The sequence below is a fragment of the Cryobacterium sp. Y62 genome (assembly GCF_002929785.1).
Classification (GTDB): Bacteria; Actinomycetota; Actinomycetes; order Actinomycetales; family Microbacteriaceae; genus Cryobacterium.
This window is the reverse complement of sequence record NZ_PJJK01000111.1, coordinates 23708-45469: the sequence shown is the minus strand read 5'-3', so window position 1 is coordinate 45469 and position 21762 is coordinate 23708. Positions and strand designations below refer to the sequence as shown.

General features: G+C 64.8%; 17 protein-coding genes. 10 read left to right on the top strand and 7 right to left on the bottom strand.

Annotation, left to right across the window (positions count from 1 at the left end; all coding sequences use genetic code 11):
* Positions 1-36 precede the first annotated feature (36 nt).
* Positions 37-753 carry a TetR/AcrR family transcriptional regulator gene (locus CXY71_RS12190; protein WP_158253080.1) on the top strand — a complete coding sequence of 239 codons (717 nt, stop codon included), beginning with the start codon at positions 37-39 and terminating at the stop codon, positions 751-753.
* A gap of 42 nt (positions 754-795) precedes the next feature.
* Here CXY71_RS12190 and CXY71_RS12185 read toward each other — a convergent pair whose 3' ends face one another.
* The 3 genes from CXY71_RS12185 to CXY71_RS12175 all read right to left on the bottom strand — a co-directional run bounded on the left by CXY71_RS12185 (position 796) and on the right by CXY71_RS12175 (position 3538).
* Positions 796-1710 carry a VOC family protein gene (locus CXY71_RS12185; protein WP_233204610.1) on the bottom strand — a complete coding sequence of 305 codons (915 nt, stop codon included), beginning with the start codon at positions 1708-1710 and terminating at the stop codon, positions 796-798.
* A gap of 155 nt (positions 1711-1865) precedes the next feature.
* A complete protein-coding gene (locus CXY71_RS12180; protein ID WP_104135872.1) occupies positions 1866-2822 on the bottom strand; it encodes a phosphoribosylaminoimidazolesuccinocarboxamide synthase in 957 nt (318 codons plus the stop codon).
* Positions 2823-2836: 14 nt separating this feature from the next.
* Positions 2837-3538 (bottom strand): FadR/GntR family transcriptional regulator, encoded by a 702-nt coding sequence (locus CXY71_RS12175; protein WP_104135871.1) that lies wholly within the window; start codon positions 3536-3538, stop codon positions 2837-2839.
* A gap of 126 nt (positions 3539-3664) precedes the next feature.
* Here CXY71_RS12175 and CXY71_RS12170 point away from each other — a divergent pair, with 126 nt between their 5' ends.
* Genes CXY71_RS12170 through CXY71_RS12160 form a run of 3 tightly spaced genes read left to right on the top strand, consistent with a single transcriptional unit; the run spans position 3665 to position 7793 of the window.
* Complete coding sequence (locus CXY71_RS12170; RefSeq protein ID WP_104135870.1) at positions 3665-5032, top strand: SLC13 family permease; 1368 nt, start codon at positions 3665-3667, stop codon at positions 5030-5032.
* Between the two features lie 38 nt (positions 5033-5070).
* A complete protein-coding gene (locus CXY71_RS12165; protein WP_104135869.1) occupies positions 5071-6279 on the top strand; it encodes a CaiB/BaiF CoA-transferase family protein in 1209 nt (402 codons plus the stop codon).
* On the top strand, positions 6276-7793 hold the full coding sequence (locus tag CXY71_RS12160; RefSeq protein ID WP_104135868.1) for a carboxyl transferase domain-containing protein: 1518 nt from the start codon (positions 6276-6278) through the stop codon (positions 7791-7793). Before CXY71_RS12165 ends, CXY71_RS12160 begins: the two co-directional genes overlap by 4 nt.
* Positions 7794-7905: 112 nt before the next feature.
* On the opposite strand, the gene purD is transcribed toward CXY71_RS12160, so the two are convergent.
* The gene (gene purD, locus CXY71_RS12155) at positions 7906-9171 is read right to left on the bottom strand and encodes a phosphoribosylamine--glycine ligase (protein ID WP_104135867.1); all 1266 of its coding nucleotides are present in this window, start codon (positions 9169-9171) and stop codon (positions 7906-7908) included.
* A gap of 51 nt (positions 9172-9222) precedes the next feature.
* Here purD and CXY71_RS21125 point away from each other — a divergent pair, with 51 nt between their 5' ends.
* From CXY71_RS21125 to CXY71_RS12145, 3 genes are all read left to right on the top strand, one after another.
* On the top strand, positions 9223-9363 hold the full coding sequence (locus tag CXY71_RS21125; RefSeq protein ID WP_158253079.1) for a hypothetical protein: 141 nt from the start codon (positions 9223-9225) through the stop codon (positions 9361-9363).
* An 80-nt stretch (positions 9364-9443) separates the two neighbouring features.
* A complete protein-coding gene (locus CXY71_RS12150; RefSeq protein WP_104135866.1) occupies positions 9444-9803 on the top strand; it encodes a sterol carrier family protein in 360 nt (119 codons plus the stop codon).
* A gap of 188 nt (positions 9804-9991) precedes the next feature.
* Positions 9992-14581: a lamin tail domain-containing protein gene (locus CXY71_RS12145; RefSeq protein ID WP_104135865.1), complete on the top strand. Its 4590-nt coding sequence runs from the start codon at positions 9992-9994 to the stop codon at positions 14579-14581.
* 21 nt (positions 14582-14602) lie between these two features.
* On the opposite strand, the gene CXY71_RS12140 is transcribed toward CXY71_RS12145, so the two are convergent.
* Positions 14603-15520, bottom strand: coding sequence for a ribokinase (locus CXY71_RS12140; RefSeq protein ID WP_104135864.1), 918 nt, complete (start codon positions 15518-15520; stop codon positions 14603-14605).
* Between the two features lie 38 nt (positions 15521-15558).
* On the opposite strand from CXY71_RS12140, the gene CXY71_RS12135 reads away from it, so the two are divergent.
* Genes CXY71_RS12135 through purM form a run of 3 tightly spaced genes read left to right on the top strand, consistent with a single transcriptional unit; the run spans position 15559 to position 18728 of the window.
* Positions 15559-16008, top strand: a complete 450-nt coding sequence (locus CXY71_RS12135; protein ID WP_104135863.1) for a hypothetical protein — start codon at positions 15559-15561, stop codon at positions 16006-16008.
* A gap of 12 nt (positions 16009-16020) precedes the next feature.
* A complete protein-coding gene (gene purF, locus CXY71_RS12130) occupies positions 16021-17610 on the top strand; it encodes an amidophosphoribosyltransferase (RefSeq protein ID WP_104135862.1) in 1590 nt (529 codons plus the stop codon).
* Positions 17607-18728: a phosphoribosylformylglycinamidine cyclo-ligase gene (gene purM, locus CXY71_RS12125; RefSeq protein WP_104135861.1), complete on the top strand. Its 1122-nt coding sequence runs from the start codon at positions 17607-17609 to the stop codon at positions 18726-18728. Before purF ends, purM begins: the two co-directional genes overlap by 4 nt.
* A gap of 280 nt (positions 18729-19008) precedes the next feature.
* Here the strand turns inward: purM and CXY71_RS12120 are convergent, their stop codons facing one another.
* Both CXY71_RS12120 and CXY71_RS12115 read right to left on the bottom strand, forming a co-directional pair.
* Positions 19009-19290, bottom strand: coding sequence for a DUF3073 domain-containing protein (locus tag CXY71_RS12120; protein WP_104135860.1), 282 nt, complete (start codon positions 19288-19290; stop codon positions 19009-19011).
* Between the two features lie 243 nt (positions 19291-19533).
* Complete coding sequence (locus tag CXY71_RS12115) at positions 19534-21669, bottom strand: APC family permease (protein ID WP_233204609.1); 2136 nt, start codon at positions 21667-21669, stop codon at positions 19534-19536.
* Between the last annotated feature and the right edge of the window lie 93 nt (positions 21670-21762).

Sequence of the window (21762 nt, the reverse complement as noted above, 5' to 3'; positions counted from 1 at the left end):
GCGAACCGCACAGGTCGAAGTTCTAGACTGGATCGCATGACCTCGCCGACCCGAAAGCCCCAGGATGGCGTGCCGGCTCTCTCTGTGGCCGAGAAGAATGCACCGCCCCGTCGCCGCGACGCTCGGCTGAACCGCGACCGTCTCATCATCAGCGCGCGTGCCCTGATCGCGCAGCACGGCGTCGACGCATCGCTCGAAGAGATCGCCCGCCAGGCCGAGGTCGGCGTGGCTACTCTGTATCGCAACTTTACGACCAGGGACGATCTGGTGCGCAATCTCTACGACCTAGCCCTCGCTGAGCTACACGCGGTGCGCGGCGAAATCGAGACCGCGCCCACGCCGTGGGACGCGCTCGTCGTCTATACCGAACGGGTCGCCGAATGGCTCGTCGCCGACCCGTCGCTGCCGCCGATTCTGCGGCGCATGGCCCAGCTTGACCCGTCGGCGCGGCCAGCCGCCGAGTTCGACGGCTTTATCGCTAGCCTGGTCGCGCGTGCGAAGAAGGACGGCACCCTGCGCCGCGACGTCGACGCGGTCGATCTCGCCGTGCTCGTCACCATGGTCGGGTCACTCGGCAGTCTCGGTGACGGCTTTGCTGGTCAATGGCGACGTCAGCTGTCGATCGTGCTCGACGGCCTGCGTGCGGCGGATGCGCCCCGTCGTCCTCGGCTGCCCGGTCGACCGCTCAACCTGAAGGACTATCAGGCGACCGTGCACGGCCTCACGCGGCGGGCGGCTCGCGCGGCCCGCTGAGCGCATGTAGGGGGAAAGTCGCGCCAATCGGTACAGCCGGTCTTAGGGCGTCGAGACCGTTTCAGCGGATGCTGCCTCGTCGGCGGTACTATCAGCCGCGCGCACGCGGATGCGGTTGGCCCAGGGGTCGTCGAAGCTGAGGGTATGCCCGTCGTTACGGGTCTCGACTTTGTAGTGGGTCATCCGCTCATTAAGGCTATCCACATCGTTGGTGCTCGGCACGATGATGCTGACCTCGCCGAGCCCGAGGGCCAGACGGCGTTTGCCGCTGCCCGAACTCTCCCAGGTATTCATGGCCATGTGATGGTGGTAGCCACCGGCCGAGACGAACAGGGCGGAGGGGCCGAAATTCGCGGTCGCCTCGAAGCCGAGTCGGTTCACGTAGAACGCGCGGGCACTGGCAACGTCGCCGACCGATAGGTGCACATGGCCGACGATGGCGTGGCCTTCGCTCGGCTCCGCCGACATATGCTCCGAAATGAATGCGTTCGGATCGAGGTAGAGCGAGGCCATTTCGACCTGGCCGTGGGTCCAGCTCCACAGGGTGCGGTCGCGGTCCCAGTACAACTCGATGCCGTTACCCTCCGGATCGGTGAAGTAGAAGGCCTGGCTGACCAGGTGATCCGCGCTGCCGGTGAACGTTCCCGGGGATTTTGTGCCGATCGAGTACACGGCGGCGGCGAGGTCGGCCTGCGTGTCGAACAGAATGGCCGTGTGGTAGAGCCCGGCCGAGCGCGGCTCGGCGGCCCTGAGCTCGGGGGCGTGCTGCAGAATGACCAGCGGAACCGGGCCGCGGCCGAGCACAGCGACGGGGCCGTCCTGGCTGATGAGGTCAAGGGTCACGATGTCGCGATAGTACGCGCTCATCGCGTCGAGGTTGCCGACGCGCAGGGTCACCGCGCCCATTCCGGTGTCGGCGGCCAGCAGGTCTTTCGCAGTTAGGGTCACAGCAGGCATCAACGGATGCGCCGCCTCGGCTATTCCGGTATCTGCCCAGTTTGTGCTGCCCCCCGGTCGCACGGCGCGCAGCCTGCTGCGGGATCGGCCGGGTGTGCCGCACAGCGTGTCGGGTGCCGCTAGGCACCTCAGTGCCGCCGACGGTGTGCGCCGGGTCAGGCCCGCGAGAGGAGCTCGAGCAACTCGCGGTAGCGGGCCGCGGTCTGCTCGACGATCTCGGTCGGCAGTAGGGGCGGGGCGCCGGCGCCGTCCCAGTGCGCGGCGAGCCAGTTGCGCACGATCTGCTTGTCGAAGCTCGCCATGCGCGTTTCGGGGGTAGTGCCGGTAGCCCAGGCCGAGGCATCCCAATAGCGGCTGGAGTCGCTCGTGAGCACCTCGTCGGCGAGTACGGTCACGCCGGTCTGCCGGTCGGCGCCGAATTCGAATTTGGTGTCGGCGAGAATAACGCCGGCCTGCTCCGCGATCGCGCCGGCGGTAGCGAACAGGGCGAGCGACAGGTCGCGCAGCTCGGCGGCGACGTCCGGCCCGACGAGCTCGACCGTGCGCTCGAATGAGATGTTCTCGTCGTGCTGGCCCATCGGGGCCTTCCACGCCGGAGTATAGATGGGTTCGGGTAGGCGGTCGCCGTTCTGCAGGCCGGCCGGAAGCGCAATGCCACACACCGACTGAGATTCGAGGTATTCTTTCCAGCCGCTGCCGGTGAGGTAGCCGCGCACGACGCACTCGATCGGGTACATGTCGAGGGTGCGGCAGAGCATGGCTCGGCCGGCCACGGCGGCGGGAATCAGCTCGCGCACCGAGCTACCGACGAGTTCATGGTCGGCGACGAGGTGGTTGGGAACGGTGGTCAACCGGTCGAACCACCACAGGCTCAGGCTGGTCAGCAGTTCGCCCTTGCCCGGGATTCCGGGCTCGAGCACGTGGTCGAAGGCGCTCACGCGATCGCTGGCGACCACGAGTACCCGCGCAGCACTAGCCAGGGAGGGGGCGGCATCCGTTGTATCGATATCGTTTGCTTCGACATAGAGGTCGCGTACCTTGCCCGAGTAGGCATGAACCCATCCGGGCAGTTCGCGGGCGATGGATACTGTCGGCTGCGCGGATTCATTCACGCTTGTATTCTCTCCTACTTCAGCAGGGCAACGTCGGAGACGAGCTCGATGTGCGAGAGCATCGCCGCGCTCGCGGCCGCGACGTCCTGCGCCCGGATCGCCGCAGTGATCGCGCGGTGTGAGACCAGAGACTGCTCGGGCCGGCCGGGCTGGGCCAGGGATTCCAGTCGCGTTTCGAGAATCATCTCGGCGATGAAGGTCATGAGCTGGGCGAGCACGGGGGAGTGCGCGGCCGCCGTGACGGCCTGGTGAAAGAGTTCGTCACCGTGCGCGCCGCGGTCGCCGACGGCGATTTCGTCGGCCATCACCTGCAGCGCGTTCTCGATCGCGACCAGGTCGGCATCGGTTCGACGTAGCGTAGCGAGTTCGGCCAGCTTCACCTCGAGGGTGCTGCGGGCCTCAACGATTTCCGGCAGTCGATTCCGGTGGTCGCGGAGTCCCTTGATAACCGTCGCGATGCTCGGCCGGTAGACGAGTACGGCGCCGGTGCCGTGCTGAACATCGATGACTCCGAGCACCTCGAGGGCGACGAGTGCTTGCGCCAAAGTGGCGCGCGAGACGCCAAGACGTTCCGCGAGATCGCGCTCCGCGGGCAGTAGGTCGCCGGGGCCCAAGTGAGCAGACTCGATATAAGAGAGTAGCTGCGCCACAAGTTGTTCATACAGCCGGGGTTTCGACACTCGCGACAAAGGCTGCGTTTCAAATTCCTGGGCCACGCGTATGCCTCCCACATCGAAGTCTGACCCTTAGGGTACACGGGTCTTGACAAACTCACCTACTATCCAGGAGGCTAGTCCAGTGAGCCAATGGTCCACATTCGCCTTAATTATGGAGGAACAAAGATGTCCGCTCCCATCATTTCGATCATCATCCTGGCGGTGATGTTTTTGACCGCCACACTACTTCCCGTCAACATGGGGGCGCTGGCCTTCGTAGGTGCGTTCCTGCTCGGCGCAGTGTTCCTCGGCATGGAGACCACCGATATTCTCGCCAACTTTCCGGGCGGGCTGTTCCTCACGCTCGTGGGGGTCACGTATCTGTTCGCGATTGCCCAAGGCAACGGCACAATCGACCTGCTGGTACGCGGCTCCGTGCGGCTTGTCGGCGGACGTGTGGCCCTTATCCCGTGGGTGATGTTCGTGATTACGGCCGTGATTACGGCCGTGGGTGCACTCTCCCCGGCCGCCGTTGCGATTGTGGCGCCTATTGCGCTCGGGTTCGCCCGCAAGTACAGGATCAGCCCGCTCCTGATGGGCATGATGGTGATCCACGGCGCGCAGGGCGGCGGCTTCTCGCCGATCGCCGTCTACGGCGTGATCGTGAACAGCCTCATCTCGACCACTGGGCTCGACGCGAGCCCTACGGCGGTATTCCTCTCGAGCCTCATCTTCAACTTCCTCATCGCCGTCGTGCTGTTCATCGTGCTGGGCGGGCAAAAGTTGATGTCGAGCAGGGTCGGACACTTTGTCGAGCAGGCCGCGGAGGCTCGTATGTCGGTGAGTGTGGGTACACGCGCTGGCGGCGACGTGGACTTCAAGGGCTTCGGCTCCGGCATCTACGGTCCCCGTGACCCGGCCGGCGCCGGCGTGCAGGCCACGGCAACACGCGGGGAGCGCATCCCGCAGCTTGTGACCATCGCGGGCCTGATCGCCCTCGCCGTGATTGCCCTCGGTTTCAAGGTGGACGTGGGCTTCGTAGCCATCACGATCGCCGTCATCCTCGCGCTCGTCTCGCCCGCCGCCCAGAAGGGCGCGGTCAACAAGATCAGTTGGTCGACCGTGCTGCTGATTTGCGGCATGCTCACGTTCGTTGGAGTGCTCGAGGAGGCTGGAACGATCGAATATATTTCGGGTGCCGTCGCCAACCTCGGCATGCCCCTGCTCGCTGCTCTTCTAATCTGTTACATTGGTGCCGTTGTCTCGGCCTTTGCGTCGTCAACCGCCATTCTGGCAGCGCTCATCCCGCTCGCGGTGCCGTTCCTCGCCACCGGGGAGATCAGCGCGATCGGCGTGATCTGCGCGCTCGCCGTGGCCTCGACCATCGTGGACGTGTCGCCCTTTTCCACCAACGGCGCCCTCGTGCTCGCTAACGCCCCGGACGGCGTGGACAAGGACCGCTTCTACAAGCAGATCCTTGGTTACAGCGGAATTGTAGTGGTGGCTGGGCCCGCCATCGCCTGGGCCGTGCTCGTGCTGCCCGGCTGGCTTTAGGTCGTCATTGCATACCGGAGATCGAGAGAGGAACGAACATGAGCACCGACACCGAAACCGCAGGCCCGCTCGCGGGCTACCTCGTTGTGGACCTGAGCCGCGCACTCGCCGGACCGCATGCGAGCATGATGCTCGCCGACCTCGGCGCGCGCGTCATCAAGGTGGAGAATCCAGGATTGGGAGACGACACCCGCGGCTGGGGACCGCCCTTCGTGGGTCCCTCTGACGATTTGCAATCCACGTATTTCCTCTCTTGCAACCGCAACAAAGAATCGATCGCCCTCGACCTTAAAAGCGACGACGGGCGCGAGGTGCTGCGCGAGCTGCTACTGCGTGCCGACGTGGTGGTCGAGAACTTTCGCCCCGGTGTTCTGGAGCGCCTCGGATTCTCACCCCAGGCGATGCACAAGCTTAATCCGTCGCTCGTCATCCTCTCGATAACCGGTTTCGGCCACGACGGCCCCGAGTCGAGCCGCAGCGGCTACGACCAAATTCTGCAGGGCGAAGCCGGTCTAATGTCGCTCACCGGCTCCGGCCCGGGGGACCCTCAACGGGTGGGGGTGCCGATTGCTGATCTACTCTCGGGCATGTACGGCGCATTCGGGCTGCTCGCAGCCCTGCTGCAGCGCGAGCGTACGGGAGAGGGGCAGATCGTTCGCACCTCGCTCCTTGCCGCGCTTGTAGGAGTGCACGCCTTCCAGGGCACCCGGGCCACGGTGGCGGGCGAGGTGCCCGAGGCCCAGGGTAACCATCATCCGTCGATTGCACCGTACGGTCTATTTGAGTGCCGTAACGGCAGCGTACAGATTAGCGTCGGAAGTGAGAAGCTTTGGAACACCTTCGCGGCCGAGTTCGGCCTCGATCCCGTCCGAGCTGAGTGGGCTACCAACGCGCGCCGAGTACGAAACCGGAACGGTCTATTAGCTTCGATAACGGATGCCTTCGCTCATTTCGACGCCGTGCCGTTGCTGCAGAAGCTTGCCGACGCCGGAATTCCGGCCGGGAAGGTGCGCTCATTGGACGAGGTTTATAAATGGCCTCAGGTGTTGTCGCAGGGCCTGTTGATCGACGTGGAACATGATGTGCTTGGTCAGATCAGCCTTCCGGGGCCGCCGCTGCGGTTTTTCAGCACCGCCGACACCGCCGAAACGACCAACACCACGCATTCCGCTCCGCCCCTGCTCGACCAGCACGGCACCGACATCCGCACCTGGCTCAACCGCTCATTGGAAGGAACCGCACCATGACAACCGAATCTGTACTGGCAACTCGCCACCTCACCGCTTCGGAGCTCGTTGACGTCGTGCTCGACACGGGGTCCTTCACGAGCTGGGACCAGCCCGTGGTTGATCCCGACCCGGACGAGGCTTACCGGCTTGATTTGAAGAAGGCTCGACAGAAGAGTGGCACCGACGAATCCGTACTGACCGGCGAGGGCCTGATCCGCGGTCATCGAGTGGCGATCGTGGTGAGCGAGTTCGCGTTCTTGGCCGGATCGATCGGGCTCTCCGCTGCGGACCGCATTGTTGACGCGATCGAACGCGCCACCTGTGAGGGGTTGCCGGTACTGGCCGGGCCAGCGTCGGGCGGTACCCGCATGCAGGAGGGGACGCTGGCCTTTCTCTCCATGGTGAAAATCACCGCCGCAGTACGGGCGCACCGAGACGCGGGGCATCCGTATCTTGTCTATCTGCGGCACCCCACCACGGGCGGGGTCATGGGCTCTTGGGGCTCGCTCGGGCACGTCACGGTGGCGGAGCCGGGCGCGCTGCTCGGGTTCCTGGGCCCGCGCGTCTACGAAGCGCTCTACGGAAAGAAGTTTCCGGAGAACGTGCAGGTTGCCGAAAACTTGTTTAACCATGGCTTGATCGACGCCGTCGTCCCGCCCGAGGAACTGCCGGAAATCATCGACCGCGCGCTCACCATCCTGATCGGCAAAGCAACAGTGCCGGTGGCGGCTCCGGAGACCGTGCGGGTGCGGCCCTCTCCCGTTGGCGCGTGGGCCTCCATCCAGATCTCGCGCAACCCGCGCCGGCCTGACCTACGCCAGCTACTCGCCCACGGCGCTTATGACGTGCTCCCGCTCAACGGCACGGGCGAGGGCGAGAACGATCCAGGGCTCATCCTCGCCTTGGCGCGGTTCGGGCGGCAGAGCTGCATCGTTCTGGGCCACGTCCGGCCGCGGCCCTCGCAAGACACGAAGATGGGCCCGGCGTCCCTGCGCGAGGCCCGCCGGGGTATGCGCCTTGCCGAAGAACTCGGCTTGCCGCTGCTCACCGTGATCGACACCGCCGGGGCAGCCTTGTCGAAGGAGGCCGAGGAGGGCGGTATGGCTGGCGAAATCGCTCGGTCCCTGCACGAGCTCATCGGCCTTCGATCGGCCACAGTCTCGGTGCTACTCGGCCAGGGGGCCGGCGGCGGGGCGCTCGCGCTCCTGCCAGCCGACCGTACGATCGCAGCGCAGCACTCGTGGCTGTCACCGTTGCCGCCTGAGGGCGCGAGCGCTATCGTGCACCGAACGACGGGGTTCGCGCCGGCAATGTCCGAGGCGCAGGGCGTGAACGTTGCGTCGCTCTTTGCCAACGGGATTGTCGACCACATCGTCGACGAGCGCCCGGATGCAGCCGAGGAGGGACGGGCATTCTGCCAGCGGATGGCGGCGGCCATCGAATTTGAGCTCTTCACGCTTTCAAGCGTGCCGGTAGCCGAGCTGCTGCCGCGCCGGGTATCGAAGTTTCGTGCGATGGGGCGACGCGCTTAAGCCCGCTGGAGGGCGATGACATCGACGGCGAATTTCTTGTCGAGCCGTGAGTTTGGGGCTCATTCTCGCGGCTCGGTGGACCACATCGCGCGGATGCCGCGAGTCGGGCGGCTCAGGCCACCCGAGCCGCGATATCCGTGCGAAAGTGGGCGCCGGCCAGGGACACGTGGCCGAGTGCCTCGTAGGCCCGGGCCCGGGCCTGGGCGAAGGAGTCACCGACGGCGACGACGCTGAGCACCCGGCCTCCGGTAGACAGGAGCGTGCCGTCGCCCCGCTGGGTCGCGGCGTGCGCGATTGTGACCCCGTCCACGGCCAGGGCGGCGTCGAGTCCGGTGATTTCGCGTCCGACGAGCGGGGTTTCCGGATAATTTTCGCTTGCGAGCACGACGGTGACGGCCACGTCGGCCGAAAAGATCGGCCGGGGCAGCGACCCGAGGACGCCGGTCGCCGCGGCGAACAGCAGCCCGGAAAGCGGGGTGACCAGGCGCGGAAGTACGACCTGAGTCTCTGGATCTCCGAAACGCGCGTTGAATTCGATGACGCGAATGCCGGCATCCGTCAAAATAAGGCCGCAGTAAAGCAGTCCGACGAACGGGGTGCCCTCGGCGGAGAGCTGGCGCACGGTGGGCAGCGCGACGGTTTCGATGATCTCGTCGACGAACGCGTTCTCGCTGCCGAACTGAGCGTCGAGCCAGGGCAGCGGGGAGTACGCGCCCATGCCGCCGGTGTTGGGGCCGGCATCGTTGTCCAGGGCGCGCTTGTAGTCCTGGGCGGGGGAGAGCGGCAACACGTTCTCGCCGTCGCTAAGCAGAAACAGTGAAATCTCCTGGCCATCGAGAAATTCTTCGATCAACACGCTGCCGTGTTCGAGCCAGAAGGTTGCGTGGATGATCGCGGCGGCGCGATCCGCTGTGACCAGCACGCCCTTGCCCGCGGCGAGGCCGTCGGCCTTGACTACATAAGGGGCACCGAACTCATCGAGGGCGGTTTCGGCCTCCGCGAGGGTGCCTGCGCGCAGGGCGCGGCCGGTGGGAACGCCGGCCTCATCCATGATGCGTTTGGCGAAGGTTTTGCTGCCTTCGAGGGCGGCGGCGGCTTTATCGGGTCCGAACACGGCGATTCCGCGGGCGCGCAGCGCGTCGCCGACACCGGCCACGAGCGGGGCCTCAGGACCGATCACTACGAGCTCGATGCTGTGCAGCACCGCATAGTCGGTCACGGTGACGGGGTTGTTCGGATCGAGGGCGACGACCGGAACCTCGGCCGCGATTCCGGCATTGCCGGGGGCGCACTCGACGCTGGGCCGTGGCTTCTCACGGAACAGCGCGGTGATGATGGCGTGCTCGCGGGCACCGGAACCAAGGACCAGAATTTTCACCGTTTCAGGCTACCCGATGCCTCGGGCCCGCCACGGCATTACGGTGTGGGCATGCCCCTGATCCCTTCCCAGACCCTTGTCACCGTCACCGTTCCCGGCTACAGGTTGGAGGCCGCCGTCGAAGCGTTGCACCGCGCGCTGGTTCCGTACGCGGACGCGCACATAATCGCGCTCACCCAGAGCACCAATTAGATATTCGCCATGTTCGGCCGTATATCCGTTCTTGCCGTTGTGGAGTACATGCCCGCCATCTGATCCGGCAGAATGGAGCCATGGCACGAGCGCGCATCGACGACGGAGCCGGCCGTGCGGCCGTGCGGACGGCGCTCACTGACAGTGCCAGCGCGAGCCGGTCCAGCCGTGCGCAAGCGGTTCGCTACACCCTGCAACTTCTCGCAGAACAGGCCGAAGGCAACACCCTCGAGGTGCGCGTGCCGCCGTTCGGCGCCGTGCAGTGCGTCGCCGGGCCGCGGCATACCCGCGGCACCCCGCCCAACGTCATTGAAACGGATGCCGCCACCTGGCTGGCGCTTGCGACCGGGGCCCTTTCCTGGGTTGACGGCCTCGCGAGTGGGGCCATCCACGCCTCCGGGGCCCGCGCCAACCTGACCGGCCACGTTCCGGTGCTCTAACCCTCCCGCGAGAGCGAAAAAAGTGCCCGTTTGACCCATCTATACGGGCATTTTTTGCGCTCACGAGTGAATGGCGACACCCCGAAGTGGGGTGAGCACTGCCCCGTCCGTTAACCGGGAATTCACAGACAATCTCCTTAACGCTCCTAGTTTGGGTGAGTCCGCCCCTGAACCAAAGGCCTCGCTCCGTGCGCATTCTGTCTCGTCCCTTCCGTCCGTCGTTGACCGCTCTTGGTCTGGTGCTTCTGATCGGCGGAGGAGCGGGTGCACTCACCCCGGGGCTGTCGGCCTCTGCGGCGACGGACGCGGCGATTCCGCCGCTCCTGGTCACCGAAATTACCCCGGACAACCTGGGCTACGACAACTTCGAGTTTTTCGAGGTGACCAACACCACGACCATGGACATCGACGTCGATGCAGCCGGCATCGGCCTGACCTACATCTACGTGGACTCGGATGACCGCTCTAAGGACGTACCGTTCGACGTGCCGGCCGGTACCGTCCTTCCCGGTGAGGGAACCACCGTGTTCTGGCTGGACTACCGCACCAACACAGTCGACACCCAGGCGTTCACGGAAGCTGATTTCCGTGCGCATTTCGCCAGCGCAACAGATTCAGTTGACGCGTATCCGGTGGTGCGGGTCACCGGTCAGCCGGGGATGGCCAACGGCGGCGATCGTGGTATCCGAATCGTCGACGGCACAGGGGCCTCGATCAGCTGGGCGCTTTATCCGACCGGGTCGGTCTCCGTCGATACGAGCGCACACTTCGGTGCCCCCGCAACGAGCGAGTCGCTGTCGCAGGAGCTGGTGCAGTCGCGCGGCGTACCTACACCCGGCAACCCTGCCCCGGAACCAGCGCCGACGCCTACTCCGACGCCGACTCCGACCGCCACGGTGACGCCATCGGCACCCTCGAACGCTGCCACCGCCCCGCTGCAGATCACCGAGATCACGCCAGACAGCACCAACGTCGGGTCGGCCGACGGCTTCGAATTTATCGAGTTGTACAACGCCACTGCCGGCCCCGTTAACTTTGCGGACTACACGCTCAACTACCTGTATCCGCTCGCTGACCTCACCAACAGCTCAACGGTGCGCTGGCCGAGTACCCCAACGGACGTTATCATCGCCTCCGGCGGCGCCCTCGTGTTCTGGATCAAGAACGGCCAGAACGACGCTCTCACGGCAACCGAATTCAACGCCGAATTCGGGTCGAGTCTGACGCTCGGCACCGACCTGGTCGAAGTCTTCTCGGGCGGCATGGCCAATGGTTCGGCGCGCGGCATAGAGATTCTGACCAATACCGGTTTCAGCGTCAACACCGCCTATTACAACCTCGACAGCGTCGATGATGTCGATCCGAACTTCGGTATCCAGTACGGCAACGACGGCAGCAATCCGGGACGGCAGCTGAACCTCGCCAAAGTCGCTGCAAACCCGGGCACGGTATTCGCGGCGCAGGTTGCCGGCGACCTCAAAATCGTTGCCGACGACAACACACCCCCCGTGATCACCGATCACACCCTCGGTGAAATCGATCCCGCTCAGAACTTCGCTCTCTCGGCCACCGTCACCGACGACGTGCAGGCTCGCACGGTTGAGGTCCATCTCAAGAGCAATATCGACACCGAATTCGTGGCGACAAACCTGTCCACCGACGGCGCCGACGGCTACCGGTACGACCTGCAACGGGTCGACCTCACCGGCAAGCGCTGGTACGAGTACTACTTCACGGCCGACGACGGCAGCACCGAGGCAAACACCCCGGTCGTACGGGTCGACCTCACCGGCATCGACAACTCTCCGGTGCGACTCAACCTCACCGACGGCCAGTTCGTCGCCGACAGCACCACGCTCTCCGCCGCAGGCGACGGTAGCGCTGACGGCATGACCCTGAGCATCGACGGGCAGACCGTACAGACGAATCCCGACTTGGAGTTCGCCCCCCAGTTCGTGTTCGAGGTCACCGCAGTGAACACCTTCTTTCAAAATGGTGTGCGGATAGGGACCGACGTGCTAAGCATCTTCGACGACGGCATCCCAACGGGTTGGGAAACCATCGCGACACCGGTACCCCTCACTTACGTGAAGCAGGGCGAGAACCTCGTCGTCGGAGTCTGGGCAGGCTCCAAGGTCGCCCCCGAGATCAACCCGAATGAGAACAACGACGACTTTCAGATTCGCAACCCCCGCCTCGTGCTGCCTGACGGCCGCAGCCTGCACCCCGTCGGCTACACCGACCCCACCTTGGCGCTCAACATGGGTGACAGTGCCGGCAAGCTCGACTTCTACGATGCGAGCTTCACCATTCCGAGCGACGCATACATGGCCGTCGCCCATTTATGGGACACCACCACGGTCGAAGACGGCACCCACACGGTGCAGGCGAGCAGCGGGGTCGACTCGGTGACCCGCACGGTGAGGGTCGACAATACGGCTCCGGTCGTGACGACATCCGCTGTTGCCGGAGCGCTCTATCAGGGTGAGTTCATGATCGACGGTGCGGCGACGGATGCCGGCGCTGGCTTCGCCACGCTCGTCGCGACCCTCGATGGCCGGGCCATCGAGCTGCCATACGCCACCTCATCGATCCAACTCGCCGACGGTGAACACACCCTGCTGCTCACGGCCCGAGACAATGTCGGCAACGTTGGCGAGCTGCAGACCGTGTTCTCCACACCGGTCGAGGAGCCCGGCAACGAACTGATCACGCCGCTCGACGGTGCCGTCGTCGAGGAGGGGCCGATTGACCTCAGTGCACGGGCGACCGACCCGACCGGTGACCAGCTCGACGTTACCTTCCGGCGAGGATTCGCGGTATCCGCTGCCGACAGCAGTGTGCGCGGATATTCGGGCACGACGGCCATTGCGAACGGCACCGATCGGAACGCCAAGACCCTGTTGACCGGCGACCAGGTGACCGCGATAGCGCGTCTGGACGGAACAGCAGCGCCGATCACCTCGGACTCGCAGTTTCCCTACCAATTGTTTGAGGTCGATGTGCCAGCGGATGCCGGCGCAGACTTCACCGCGCGAGTGCGCTGGGATGGCACGGCCAACGCCGACGCCAAGGTGCTGCTCTACGTGCAGAACCTGACGACCGGTGTCTGGGAGGAATTCGACCGGCACGTGACCATCGGCGAGGGCGCGACCTCGTTCACCCTCGACGCCATGGTGCCGGCAGTGGACCACGTGCAGAACCAGGTCATTACAGTGCTGATTCAGCATTCTGAAGGCTTCGCCGGAGCCGATCTCTCCGATCGGTCGAGCACGTTGCCGGTCAATAATGTCAACGACACCGCGCGGGCAGATTACGACTTCACGCTCGCCGTGGAATCCGACACACAGTACTACAACGACACGTTCTACCAACGTCAGCTCGACATTCACGACTACCTGCTCGAGCAACGATCAGCGATCAACTTGCAGTACCTGTTTCACACCGGTGACATCGTTGACAACTTCGAAGATGAACACCAGTGGACCAACGCCAACGCGGCCTACACGATGCTCGACGACGCCCAGCTGCCCTACGGTGTGCTCGCGGGCAACCACGATGTCGGACAGAAAGACGCGGACTACGCGGCGTACAAGGCCAATTTCGGGGCCGAACGGTATAACGGCAACCCCTGGTACGGCGATAGCTTTGAAGATAACCGCGGCCACTACGACCTCATCACGGCCGGCGGAATCGACTTCATCATGCTCTACCTCGGCTGGGCGCCGAGCGCCGAGGGCATGGCCTGGCTGAACGAGGTGCTCGCCCAGTACCCCGAGCGCACGGCCATTCTCAACCTGCACGAATACATGCTCACCACCGGCGGTCTCGGAGCGGTGCCGCAGCAGATCTACGACGAGGTTGTTGCGCCGAATGCCAACGTGGCGATGGTCTTCTCCGGCCACTATCACGACGCTTTCACGCGCATCGATCAGTTCGACGACAACAGCGACGGAACCCCCGACCGCTCGGTCTACCAGATGCTGTTTGACTACCAGGGCCTGCCAGAGGGGGGTCAGTCCTTCCTGCGGCTGCTGCATTTCAACAACGCGGCCGAGCAGATCAGCGTGCGCACCTACTCGCCGTACCTCGACGTGTACAACTCCGACGATCCAACACTCGACCTGGAACACCAGGAATTTACCGTTCCCTATGCGGCCTTTGGCATGACGTCGATGCAGAAATCCCTCGCAACGGATGCCTTCACCGTCGATATCCTGACGAATTCCGAAATCGCCGGCTTCGATGCTGTGACGAGCGGCACGACGGTGACCGCCAGCTGGAACCCCGGCGTGGGAACGCACGGCTGGTTTGCCTATTCCGCAGACTCGTACGGCGCCGACGCCTACTCAGAGGTGCGCACCCTGACGGTCGCAGTGCCCGTTGTGGTTCCGGAGAGGACGGTGCCCGGCGCGACACCGGGTACGGAGTCTGCCCCGGCGGCCACCGGGTACAGCCCGTCCCAGGTCGTGGTTCCGGCAGTGCTCACCGCTGACTCGCAGGTGCTCGCTGACACGGCGAGCGTGGCGCTCGCGGCAGAGATCGAGGCAGCAGAAACGGATGCCTCGGCCGCCGCCCCGCGCGCAGTGTCCGGCACCGGCACCGACAACGACAACGACACCGACAACGACAACGACAACGACAAGCTTGGTGTCGTTGGAGCGGTCGATGACTTCACGCCGTTCAACATCTGGACCATCGCGCTGATCCTGCTCGGTGCTGTAGCCGCAGCGACGATCGGCCTCGTGACCATTCGCATTCTCCGAACCCGCCGCTAGCATCTCGTGAGAGCGTACTTGTCAGACGAGGATCGACTCGACCTCGTCGCGGGTGGGCATCGAGGTCGTGGCCCCGGCGCGGGTGACCGCGATCGAGGACGCCACCGTCGCGTAGCGCACTGCCTCGATCATCTGGTCGGGGGTCACCGCGATGCCGCGCACGAAATCAACCGCCAGACGCGCCACGAGCGCCCCGACAAAGGTATCGCCGGCCGCGGTCGTGTCGACGGCCGTCACCGGCCGGGCCGGTGCGAGGCCGAGGACCTCGCCGTCGAAGGCGACGACCGAACCTTCCGAACCCAGCGTCACGATCGCCCAGCTCTGGTCAGCGCTGAGCACCTCGGCGGCCCGTACCGGGTCGCTTTCTCCGGTCAGTTCGGCGGCCTCAATCTGGTTCGGAACCACGAGGTCGACCGAGGCGAGAAACCCCTCGGGCAGCGGCACGACCGGCGCCGGGGTCAGCACGGTGAACACTCCGGCGGCGTGGGCCGCGGCGATCCCTTCGACCAGTACAGAGATCGGCAGCTCGCACTGCATCACCAGAAACGCCGATTCCGCAATCGCCGCCCGCTGCGCCTCGCTCAGCGTCGTGACCGCAGCGTTCGCGCCCGACACCACCACGATCGAGTTCTCGCCACTGTCTACGACGGAGATGTGGGCGGTGCCGGTGGGGGCATCCGCTGTGGCGAGCCCATCAGAACAGATGCCCTCGACCAGCATTAGCGCGCGCAGCTCGCTCCCGTAGGCATCCGCTCCCACAGCTCCCAGAAAGTTCACGGCCGCGCCCAACCTGGCAGCAGCGACGGCCTGGTTGAGTCCTTTGCCGCCGGGAACCGTGCTGAAACCGGCCCCGAAAATCGTCTCGCCGGGTCGGGGTAGGCGTGCCTGCCGCACGACGAGGTCCATGTTGGCGCTTCCGAGTACTGCAATCGAGTTCATAGAGTCAGTCTCGCATCCGCTCATGGGACAATAGGGGCGTGAGTTCTTCTGAGCAGCCCCAGAACCCGTCGCCCGAGAACGAGAACGAGAACGAGAACGAGATCGTGCTCGCCGAGGCGACCGTGACGCTACATCGTGCCCCGCGGTACCGCAATTTCATGCTCCTCGGCGCCATTGTCGGGGTATTTCTCGCCCTCATTCTCACGGTCGCTTTTCCTGAAAACGAGGATTACGACCGCGTGCAGATTTTCGGGTTTCTCCTGCTCGGCGGGGTGGCCGTTGGCACGACGCTCGGCGCAGTCGTGGCCCTCGTGATTGACCGCATCATCGGCCGCTCGAAGATGTCGGTGGTCGCGGATAGACTGGGCGCGAACGAACTCAGTACCAACGAAGACGGTACCAACGAAGACGGTACCAACGAAATGCGTGCCACTGAGCCTGGCTCCGGTACGTCCAACGACGATTTCCAAGCGTTCAACGAGAAGTAAAGAGGCTGCGGCTTGCCCGGTGGCGACGGACTGTTAAATCACGATCTTCTTCCTAACGAGAAGGGCCCACAAGATGCTTGTGGTGTCTTCGGCGTCTGGGCTCCCGGCGAAGAGGTGGCCAAACTCAGCTACTTCGGCCTCTACGCCCTGCAACACCGCGGCCAGGAATCGGCTGGAATCGCCACGAGCGACGGCAGTAAGATCCTCATCTACAAAGACATGGGATTGGTCTCGCAGGTCTTCAACGAAGCTTCGCTGAGTACCCTGCTCGGGCACATTGCCGTCGGGCACACCCGCTATTCCACCACCGGGTCCTCGAGCTGGCAGAACGCGCAGCCGACCCTGGGCCGTACCTCTAGCGGAACGGTGGCCCTCGGCCACAACGGCAATCTGACCAACACAGCCGAGTTGCTAGAACTCGTACGTGAACGCTACCCCGAGGTCGACGGCGAGCTGGCCCGCGGCAATACCACCGACACCGCCGTGATCACCGCCCTGCTCACCGGCGACCTCGATCACACCCTCGAGGCCACCGCCCTCGAGGTGCTGCCGCGCCTTCGCGGCGCGTATTGCCTCGTCTTCATGGACGAAACCACCCTCTACGCTGCTCGCGACCCCCAGGGTGTTCGTCCGCTCGTGCTGGGCCGCCTCGAGCGCGGCTGGGTCGTCGCCTCCGAGACCGCAGCCCTCGACATCGTCGGTGCGAGCTTCGTGCGCGAGGTCGAGCCCGGCGAGCTCATCACGATCGATGAAAACGGCCTGCGAACCCAGCGTTTCGCCAAAGCCGACCCTAAGGGCTGCGTCTTCGAGTACGTCTACCTTGCCCGCCCCGACACCACGATCGCCGGTCGCGGCGTGCACGAAGCCCGGGTCGAGATGGGGCGCCGGCTCGCCGCCGAGCACTCGGTCGAGGCCGACCTCGTCATTCCGACCCCTGAGTCCGGCACCCCGGCGGCCATCGGTTACGCGCAGGCATCGGGCATTCCGTTCGGCCAGGGTCTGGTCAAGAACTCCTATGTCGGGCGCACCTTCATCGCGCCGTCGCAGACCATCCGGCAGCGTGGCATCCGCTTGAAATTGAATCCGCTCAAGAACGTGATCAAGGGCAAGCGGCTTATCGTGGTCGACGACTCGATCGTGCGCGGAAACACGCAGCGCGCCCTCGTGAGCATGCTGCGCGAGGCGGGTGCCGCCGAGGTGCACGTGCGCATCTCGAGTCCGCCGATCACCTGGCCGTGCTTCTATGGCATCGACTTCGCCAGCCGCGCCGAACTGGTCGCGACCGGCCTGGAGATCGACGAGGTGCGCCAGTCAATCGGTGCCGACTCGCTCGGGTACCTCTCCGAGGACGGCATGATCGAGGCCACCGAGCAGCCGCGTGAGCGTCTTTGCACCGCCTGTTTCACCGGCGTGTACCCGATCGCGCTGCCCGAATCGCAACACCTCGGCAAGAATCTACTTGAGCGGCCAACTGCATCAACCGGATGCGACCCGGGTCCGGATGCCGATCTGGAAGCCGTGCTGGCGCCCGCCGTACGGCAAGAAGAAGCCCTCGCCCGCCTGGGCCAGGTACCGTTCGGTGACCCGGGAAGACCAGAATGAGCACCTCCAGTACGAGCTCCAACGCAACGTATGCAGCCGCCGGAGTCGATACTCGGGCCGGTGACCTCGCGGTCGAGCTCATGAAGTCGGCCGTCTCCAAGACGCACGGCCCCGAGGTCTGGGGCGGGGTCGGCGGTTTCGCCGGACTGTTCGACGTGTCGTTCCTCACCAAGTTTCGGCAGCCGCTGCTGGCCACCTCAACGGATGGCGTCGGCACCAAGGTCGCCATCGCGCAGGCGATCGACAAGCATGACACCATCGGCCAAGACCTCGTTGGCATGGTCGTCGACGATATCGTCGTCGTCGGCGCTCGCCCGCTGTTCATGACCGACTACATTGCCTGCGGCAAAGTCGTGCCCGAGCGCATCGCCTCGATCGTCGCCGGAATCGCCCGCGCCTGCTCCGAAACCGGAACGGCCCTCGTCGGCGGCGAAACGGCCGAACATCCCGGGTTGCTCGGCCCCGACGACTATGACGTGGCTGGCGCGGCCACCGGCGTGGTCGAAGCCGACCAGGTGCTGGGCGCCGACAAGGTCGTCTCCGGTGACGTGGTCATCGCGATGGCATCGAGCGGCCTGCACTCCAACGGCTACTCGCTCGTGCGGCATATTCTGGCGCAGCGCGGCATCGGCTACACCGACACCTCTGCCGAACTCGGCGGCGTGGTCGGCGAGGTTCTGCTCGAACCGACCCGCCTGTACACGGGCCCGCTGCTCGATGTGCTCGGCGACCCAGAGTTGACCGGCACCATCCACTCACTCAGCCACGTCACCGGCGGCGGCATCGCGGCCAACCTCGCCCGCGTGCTGCCCGTCGGCTCCTGGGTCGAGGTCGACCGGTCCACCTGGTCGCCCGCCCCCGTGTTCCGGGTGCTCGGCGACATGGCCGGGTCCACGCTGGAAAGCGCGGAAGGGACCTGGAACCTCGGCGTCGGCATGTTTGCGGTCGTGGATGCGGCATCCGCTTCATCGGTTATCGCGCGGCTTGCACTCAGTAAAATTCCGGCCTGGGTCACCGGCCGCGTTTCACGCGCGGCGCACGACCTGACCGGGTTCGAACAGGGCGCCAAGGGCGTCAACGGCGGCGCAGTGCGTCTCGTCGGGGCCTACGCCAACTAGGGTTCTTGCCTCACGGGTACTCGCTCGGTCGCTTGTTGCCCGGGTTGCCCCGGGTTACCCCGGATGGCTCGCGCGGCGACAGTTGCGCGGTCGGTTGCTGCACGCGTGTCCGTGCGCGCAGAGATCGGCGCGGCCGAGTGCTGCACGCGCTACCTCGTAGTGCTCACGCGCATGGCGTGCTGGGCGCGCGAGCCACAAGCGCCCGCGCGACCCGCATGCGCCCCAACGCCCCAAGAAGCGCGCGGCACACCAGCATCGCGAACCCAGGCCGCCGACGGCCCTAGGCGCGCTTCTTCTCGTCTTCGGTAGCGTAGTGGTCGACGTAACGGTCGTCGTCATCCGGATCGTCGTCGTCAGCGGAATCAACGGTGTCGCCATCGGCGGCCTTCTTGGCCTTGTCCGCCTCATACTCCGGCCACTTGGCGAGGTCTTCGTCAAGCCGAGGATCGGACGGATGCCCGGTCAACTCGCGTTCGAGCGCGTTGTAGTTGGTATCCGGGCTGAAGTACTTCAGCTCCCGAGCTACCTTGGTGTGCTTTGCTTTTTGACGGCCGCGCCCCATGCGTGACCCCCTTACGATGCCAGGCCGAGCGAGTCGCGAGACACTCGGGATTTGCCGAACGGAATGTGTAAAAACTAGAGTTTAGTTTAGCATGACAGGCCTTGCCGCCCACTGACGCCGTTCAACGATCAAACAGGCCGGTCAGTAGGCAAGAACGGAAATCGCAAATGCTTCTGCGGCCTGGCCGACTCTGAAACAAACGGATGCCGACGGCCGGCAGGGTGCGAGCGCCGAACTCAACGGCTACTTGCGCTTCCGGCGGCGAGAAGCCGTCGGCCGCGACTGCGCCGGGACCACGACCGGGCTCGACTTCGTCGCCGTGTCGCTCGCCCCGGTCGGCGGCGCGAGCGGACGGCGGGACACTGGGTGTGAGCGCACCGGCTCGCCGCGGCGGTCCTGCCCGGGAATGGGGCGCGAGCGGCGACCGTAGATGAGCTCGGATGAGTCGAGCAGCCACGGCACAAGGGCGATCGTGACGCCGTGCACCATCATGAGTTTCTGGCGCAACCGTCGGGCCTTGTGGTTGTGCAGCAGGCCTTCCCACCAATGGCCAACAATATAGATCGGCGTGTACACGGTGATGACCTCGGAACCGTGATCGTCGCGACGACCGCGAATGTAGCTGATCAGCGGCCAGCTGATGTCCCGATACGGTGAGGCGATGATGCGCAGCGGAACCTGAATGTTCTGTTTTACCCAGGCGCGTTTGAGCTCCTTGGTCTCGGCGGTGTCGATCGACACGTGCACCGCTTCGAGGCTCACGTGTCTGGCGGCGATCGCGTAGTCGAGTGCCTTAAGCACCGGTTTCTGCATCTTGCCGACCAGCACGATGGCATGATCGCCCTGCGAACCAAACGTCGTGACCGGGTCGACCTCGATCTCCTTCGCCACGTCGCGGTAGTACCGGTTGACGCCCATCATCAGGATGAACAAAATGGGCATCATGACAAAGACGAGCCAGGCGCCGTGGGTGAACTTGGTGATCGTGACGACGACGAGCACGACACCGGTGAGCAGAGCACCGAAACCATTGATCGACAGGCTGAGGTAGATCGACCCGCGGTTGGGCGGATTCTTCTTAAGCAGCTTCATCCAATGCCGCACCATTCCGGTCTGCCCGAGGGTGAACGACACGAAAACGCCGATGATGTAGAGCTGAATCAGCACGGTGAGGTTGGCCTGATAGACAACCATGATCGCGCAGGCCGCCAGGCCGAGCAGTACGACACCGTTGGAGTAGATCAGGCGGTCACCGCGGGTACTGAGCGACTTCGGTGCGTACGAATCGCGGGCGAGCACCGATCCGAGCAGCGGGAAACCGTTGAAAGCGGTGTTGGCAGCCAGTAGCAACACCGCAGCCGTTGCCGCCTGCAGCACAAAGAACATGACGGAGAAATCGCCAAAGGTTGTGGCCGCAACCTGCGCGATCAGGCTCCGCTGGGGCGCCGTGGCGCACTCGGCCCAACCGATAAGGTCGCAGGCTCGTTCCGCGTAGTGCACCTGGGAGATGAGCGCCAGCGCGGTCAGACCGATGAACAGCACGATCGCAATGCCGCCCATGAGCGTCAGGGTGCGCTGGGCGTTCTTGACCTTGGGGTGCTTGAACGCGGGCACCCCGTTGGCGATCGCTTCCACGCCGGTAAGGGCGGAGCATCCGCTCGCGAAGGAACGCAGCAGCAGCAAAATGAACGCGGCCTGCGCGAGGCTCTCGCCCTGCACGTCGTAGCCGGCTGATTCGGCGACGGGGGTGTTGCCCATCAGCGCCCGACCGAGGCCGACGACGATCATGAGCAGAACGCTGCCGATGAACAGGTAGGTCGGAATGGCGAAAGCCTTGCTCGACTCCCGCACGCCGCGCAGGTTGGTGGCGGCGAGCAAAATAATGAAAACGACGGCGAGTTCTACACGCAACGGTGCCAGGAAGGGCAGGGCCGAGATAATATTGTCCACGCCGCTCGCCACCGAAACGACCACGGTCATCACGTAGTCGACCAACAGAGCGGATGCGACGACCAGACCGGCCTTCTCGCCCAGGTTCTTGTGGGCGACTTCGTAATCGCCACCGCCCGAGGGGTAGGCCTTGATCAGCTGGCGATACGACGCTACGACTACGACGAGCAGCACGACGACGACCGCGGCCACCCAGGGGGCGAAGCTCAAAAACGCGAGCCCGCCCAGGGTCAAAATCATGAGCAGTTCTTGCGGCGCGTACGCCACACTCGACAGGGGGTCACTGGCAAAAATGGGGAGGGCGAGGTGCTTGGGAAGCAGCTGGCCGTCCAAATGCTCGGTGGGGAGCGGATCGCCGATGATCCACCGCTTGGGTGAACGGCTTTCCGGTACTGGGGCGTTCGCCTCGGGTGTCACGAGGGATGACATTACACCTTACTCGGCCACTGTCAAATCCGGACGCTTGTGAAGCTCTCGCGTGCGAGCAGCTCGGCGAGCAGGCTCAGCAGTTAGAGGCTCAGG

Coding starts and splice junctions, on each gene's coding strand:
- CXY71_RS12190 (WP_158253080.1), top strand. CDS start 37: ATGACCTCGCCGACCCGAAAGCCCCAGGATGGCGTGCCGGCTCTCTCT.
- CXY71_RS12185 (WP_233204610.1), bottom strand. CDS start 1,710: ATGCCTGCTGTGACCCTAACTGCGAAAGACCTGCTGGCCGCCGACACC.
- CXY71_RS12170 (WP_104135870.1), top strand. CDS start 3,665: ATGTCCGCTCCCATCATTTCGATCATCATCCTGGCGGTGATGTTTTTG.
- CXY71_RS12165 (WP_104135869.1), top strand. CDS start 5,071: ATGAGCACCGACACCGAAACCGCAGGCCCGCTCGCGGGCTACCTCGTT.
- CXY71_RS12160 (WP_104135868.1), top strand. CDS start 6,276: ATGACAACCGAATCTGTACTGGCAACTCGCCACCTCACCGCTTCGGAG.
- CXY71_RS21125 (WP_158253079.1), top strand. CDS start 9,223: ATGCCCCTGATCCCTTCCCAGACCCTTGTCACCGTCACCGTTCCCGGC.
- CXY71_RS12150 (WP_104135866.1), top strand. CDS start 9,444: ATGGCACGAGCGCGCATCGACGACGGAGCCGGCCGTGCGGCCGTGCGG.
- CXY71_RS12140 (WP_104135864.1), bottom strand. CDS start 15,520: ATGAACTCGATTGCAGTACTCGGAAGCGCCAACATGGACCTCGTCGTG.
- purM (WP_104135861.1), top strand. CDS start 17,607: ATGAGCACCTCCAGTACGAGCTCCAACGCAACGTATGCAGCCGCCGGA.
- CXY71_RS12120 (WP_104135860.1), bottom strand. CDS start 19,290: ATGGGGCGCGGCCGTCAAAAAGCAAAGCACACCAAGGTAGCTCGGGAG.
- CXY71_RS12115 (WP_233204609.1), bottom strand. CDS start 21,669: ATGTCATCCCTCGTGACACCCGAGGCGAACGCCCCAGTACCGGAAAGC.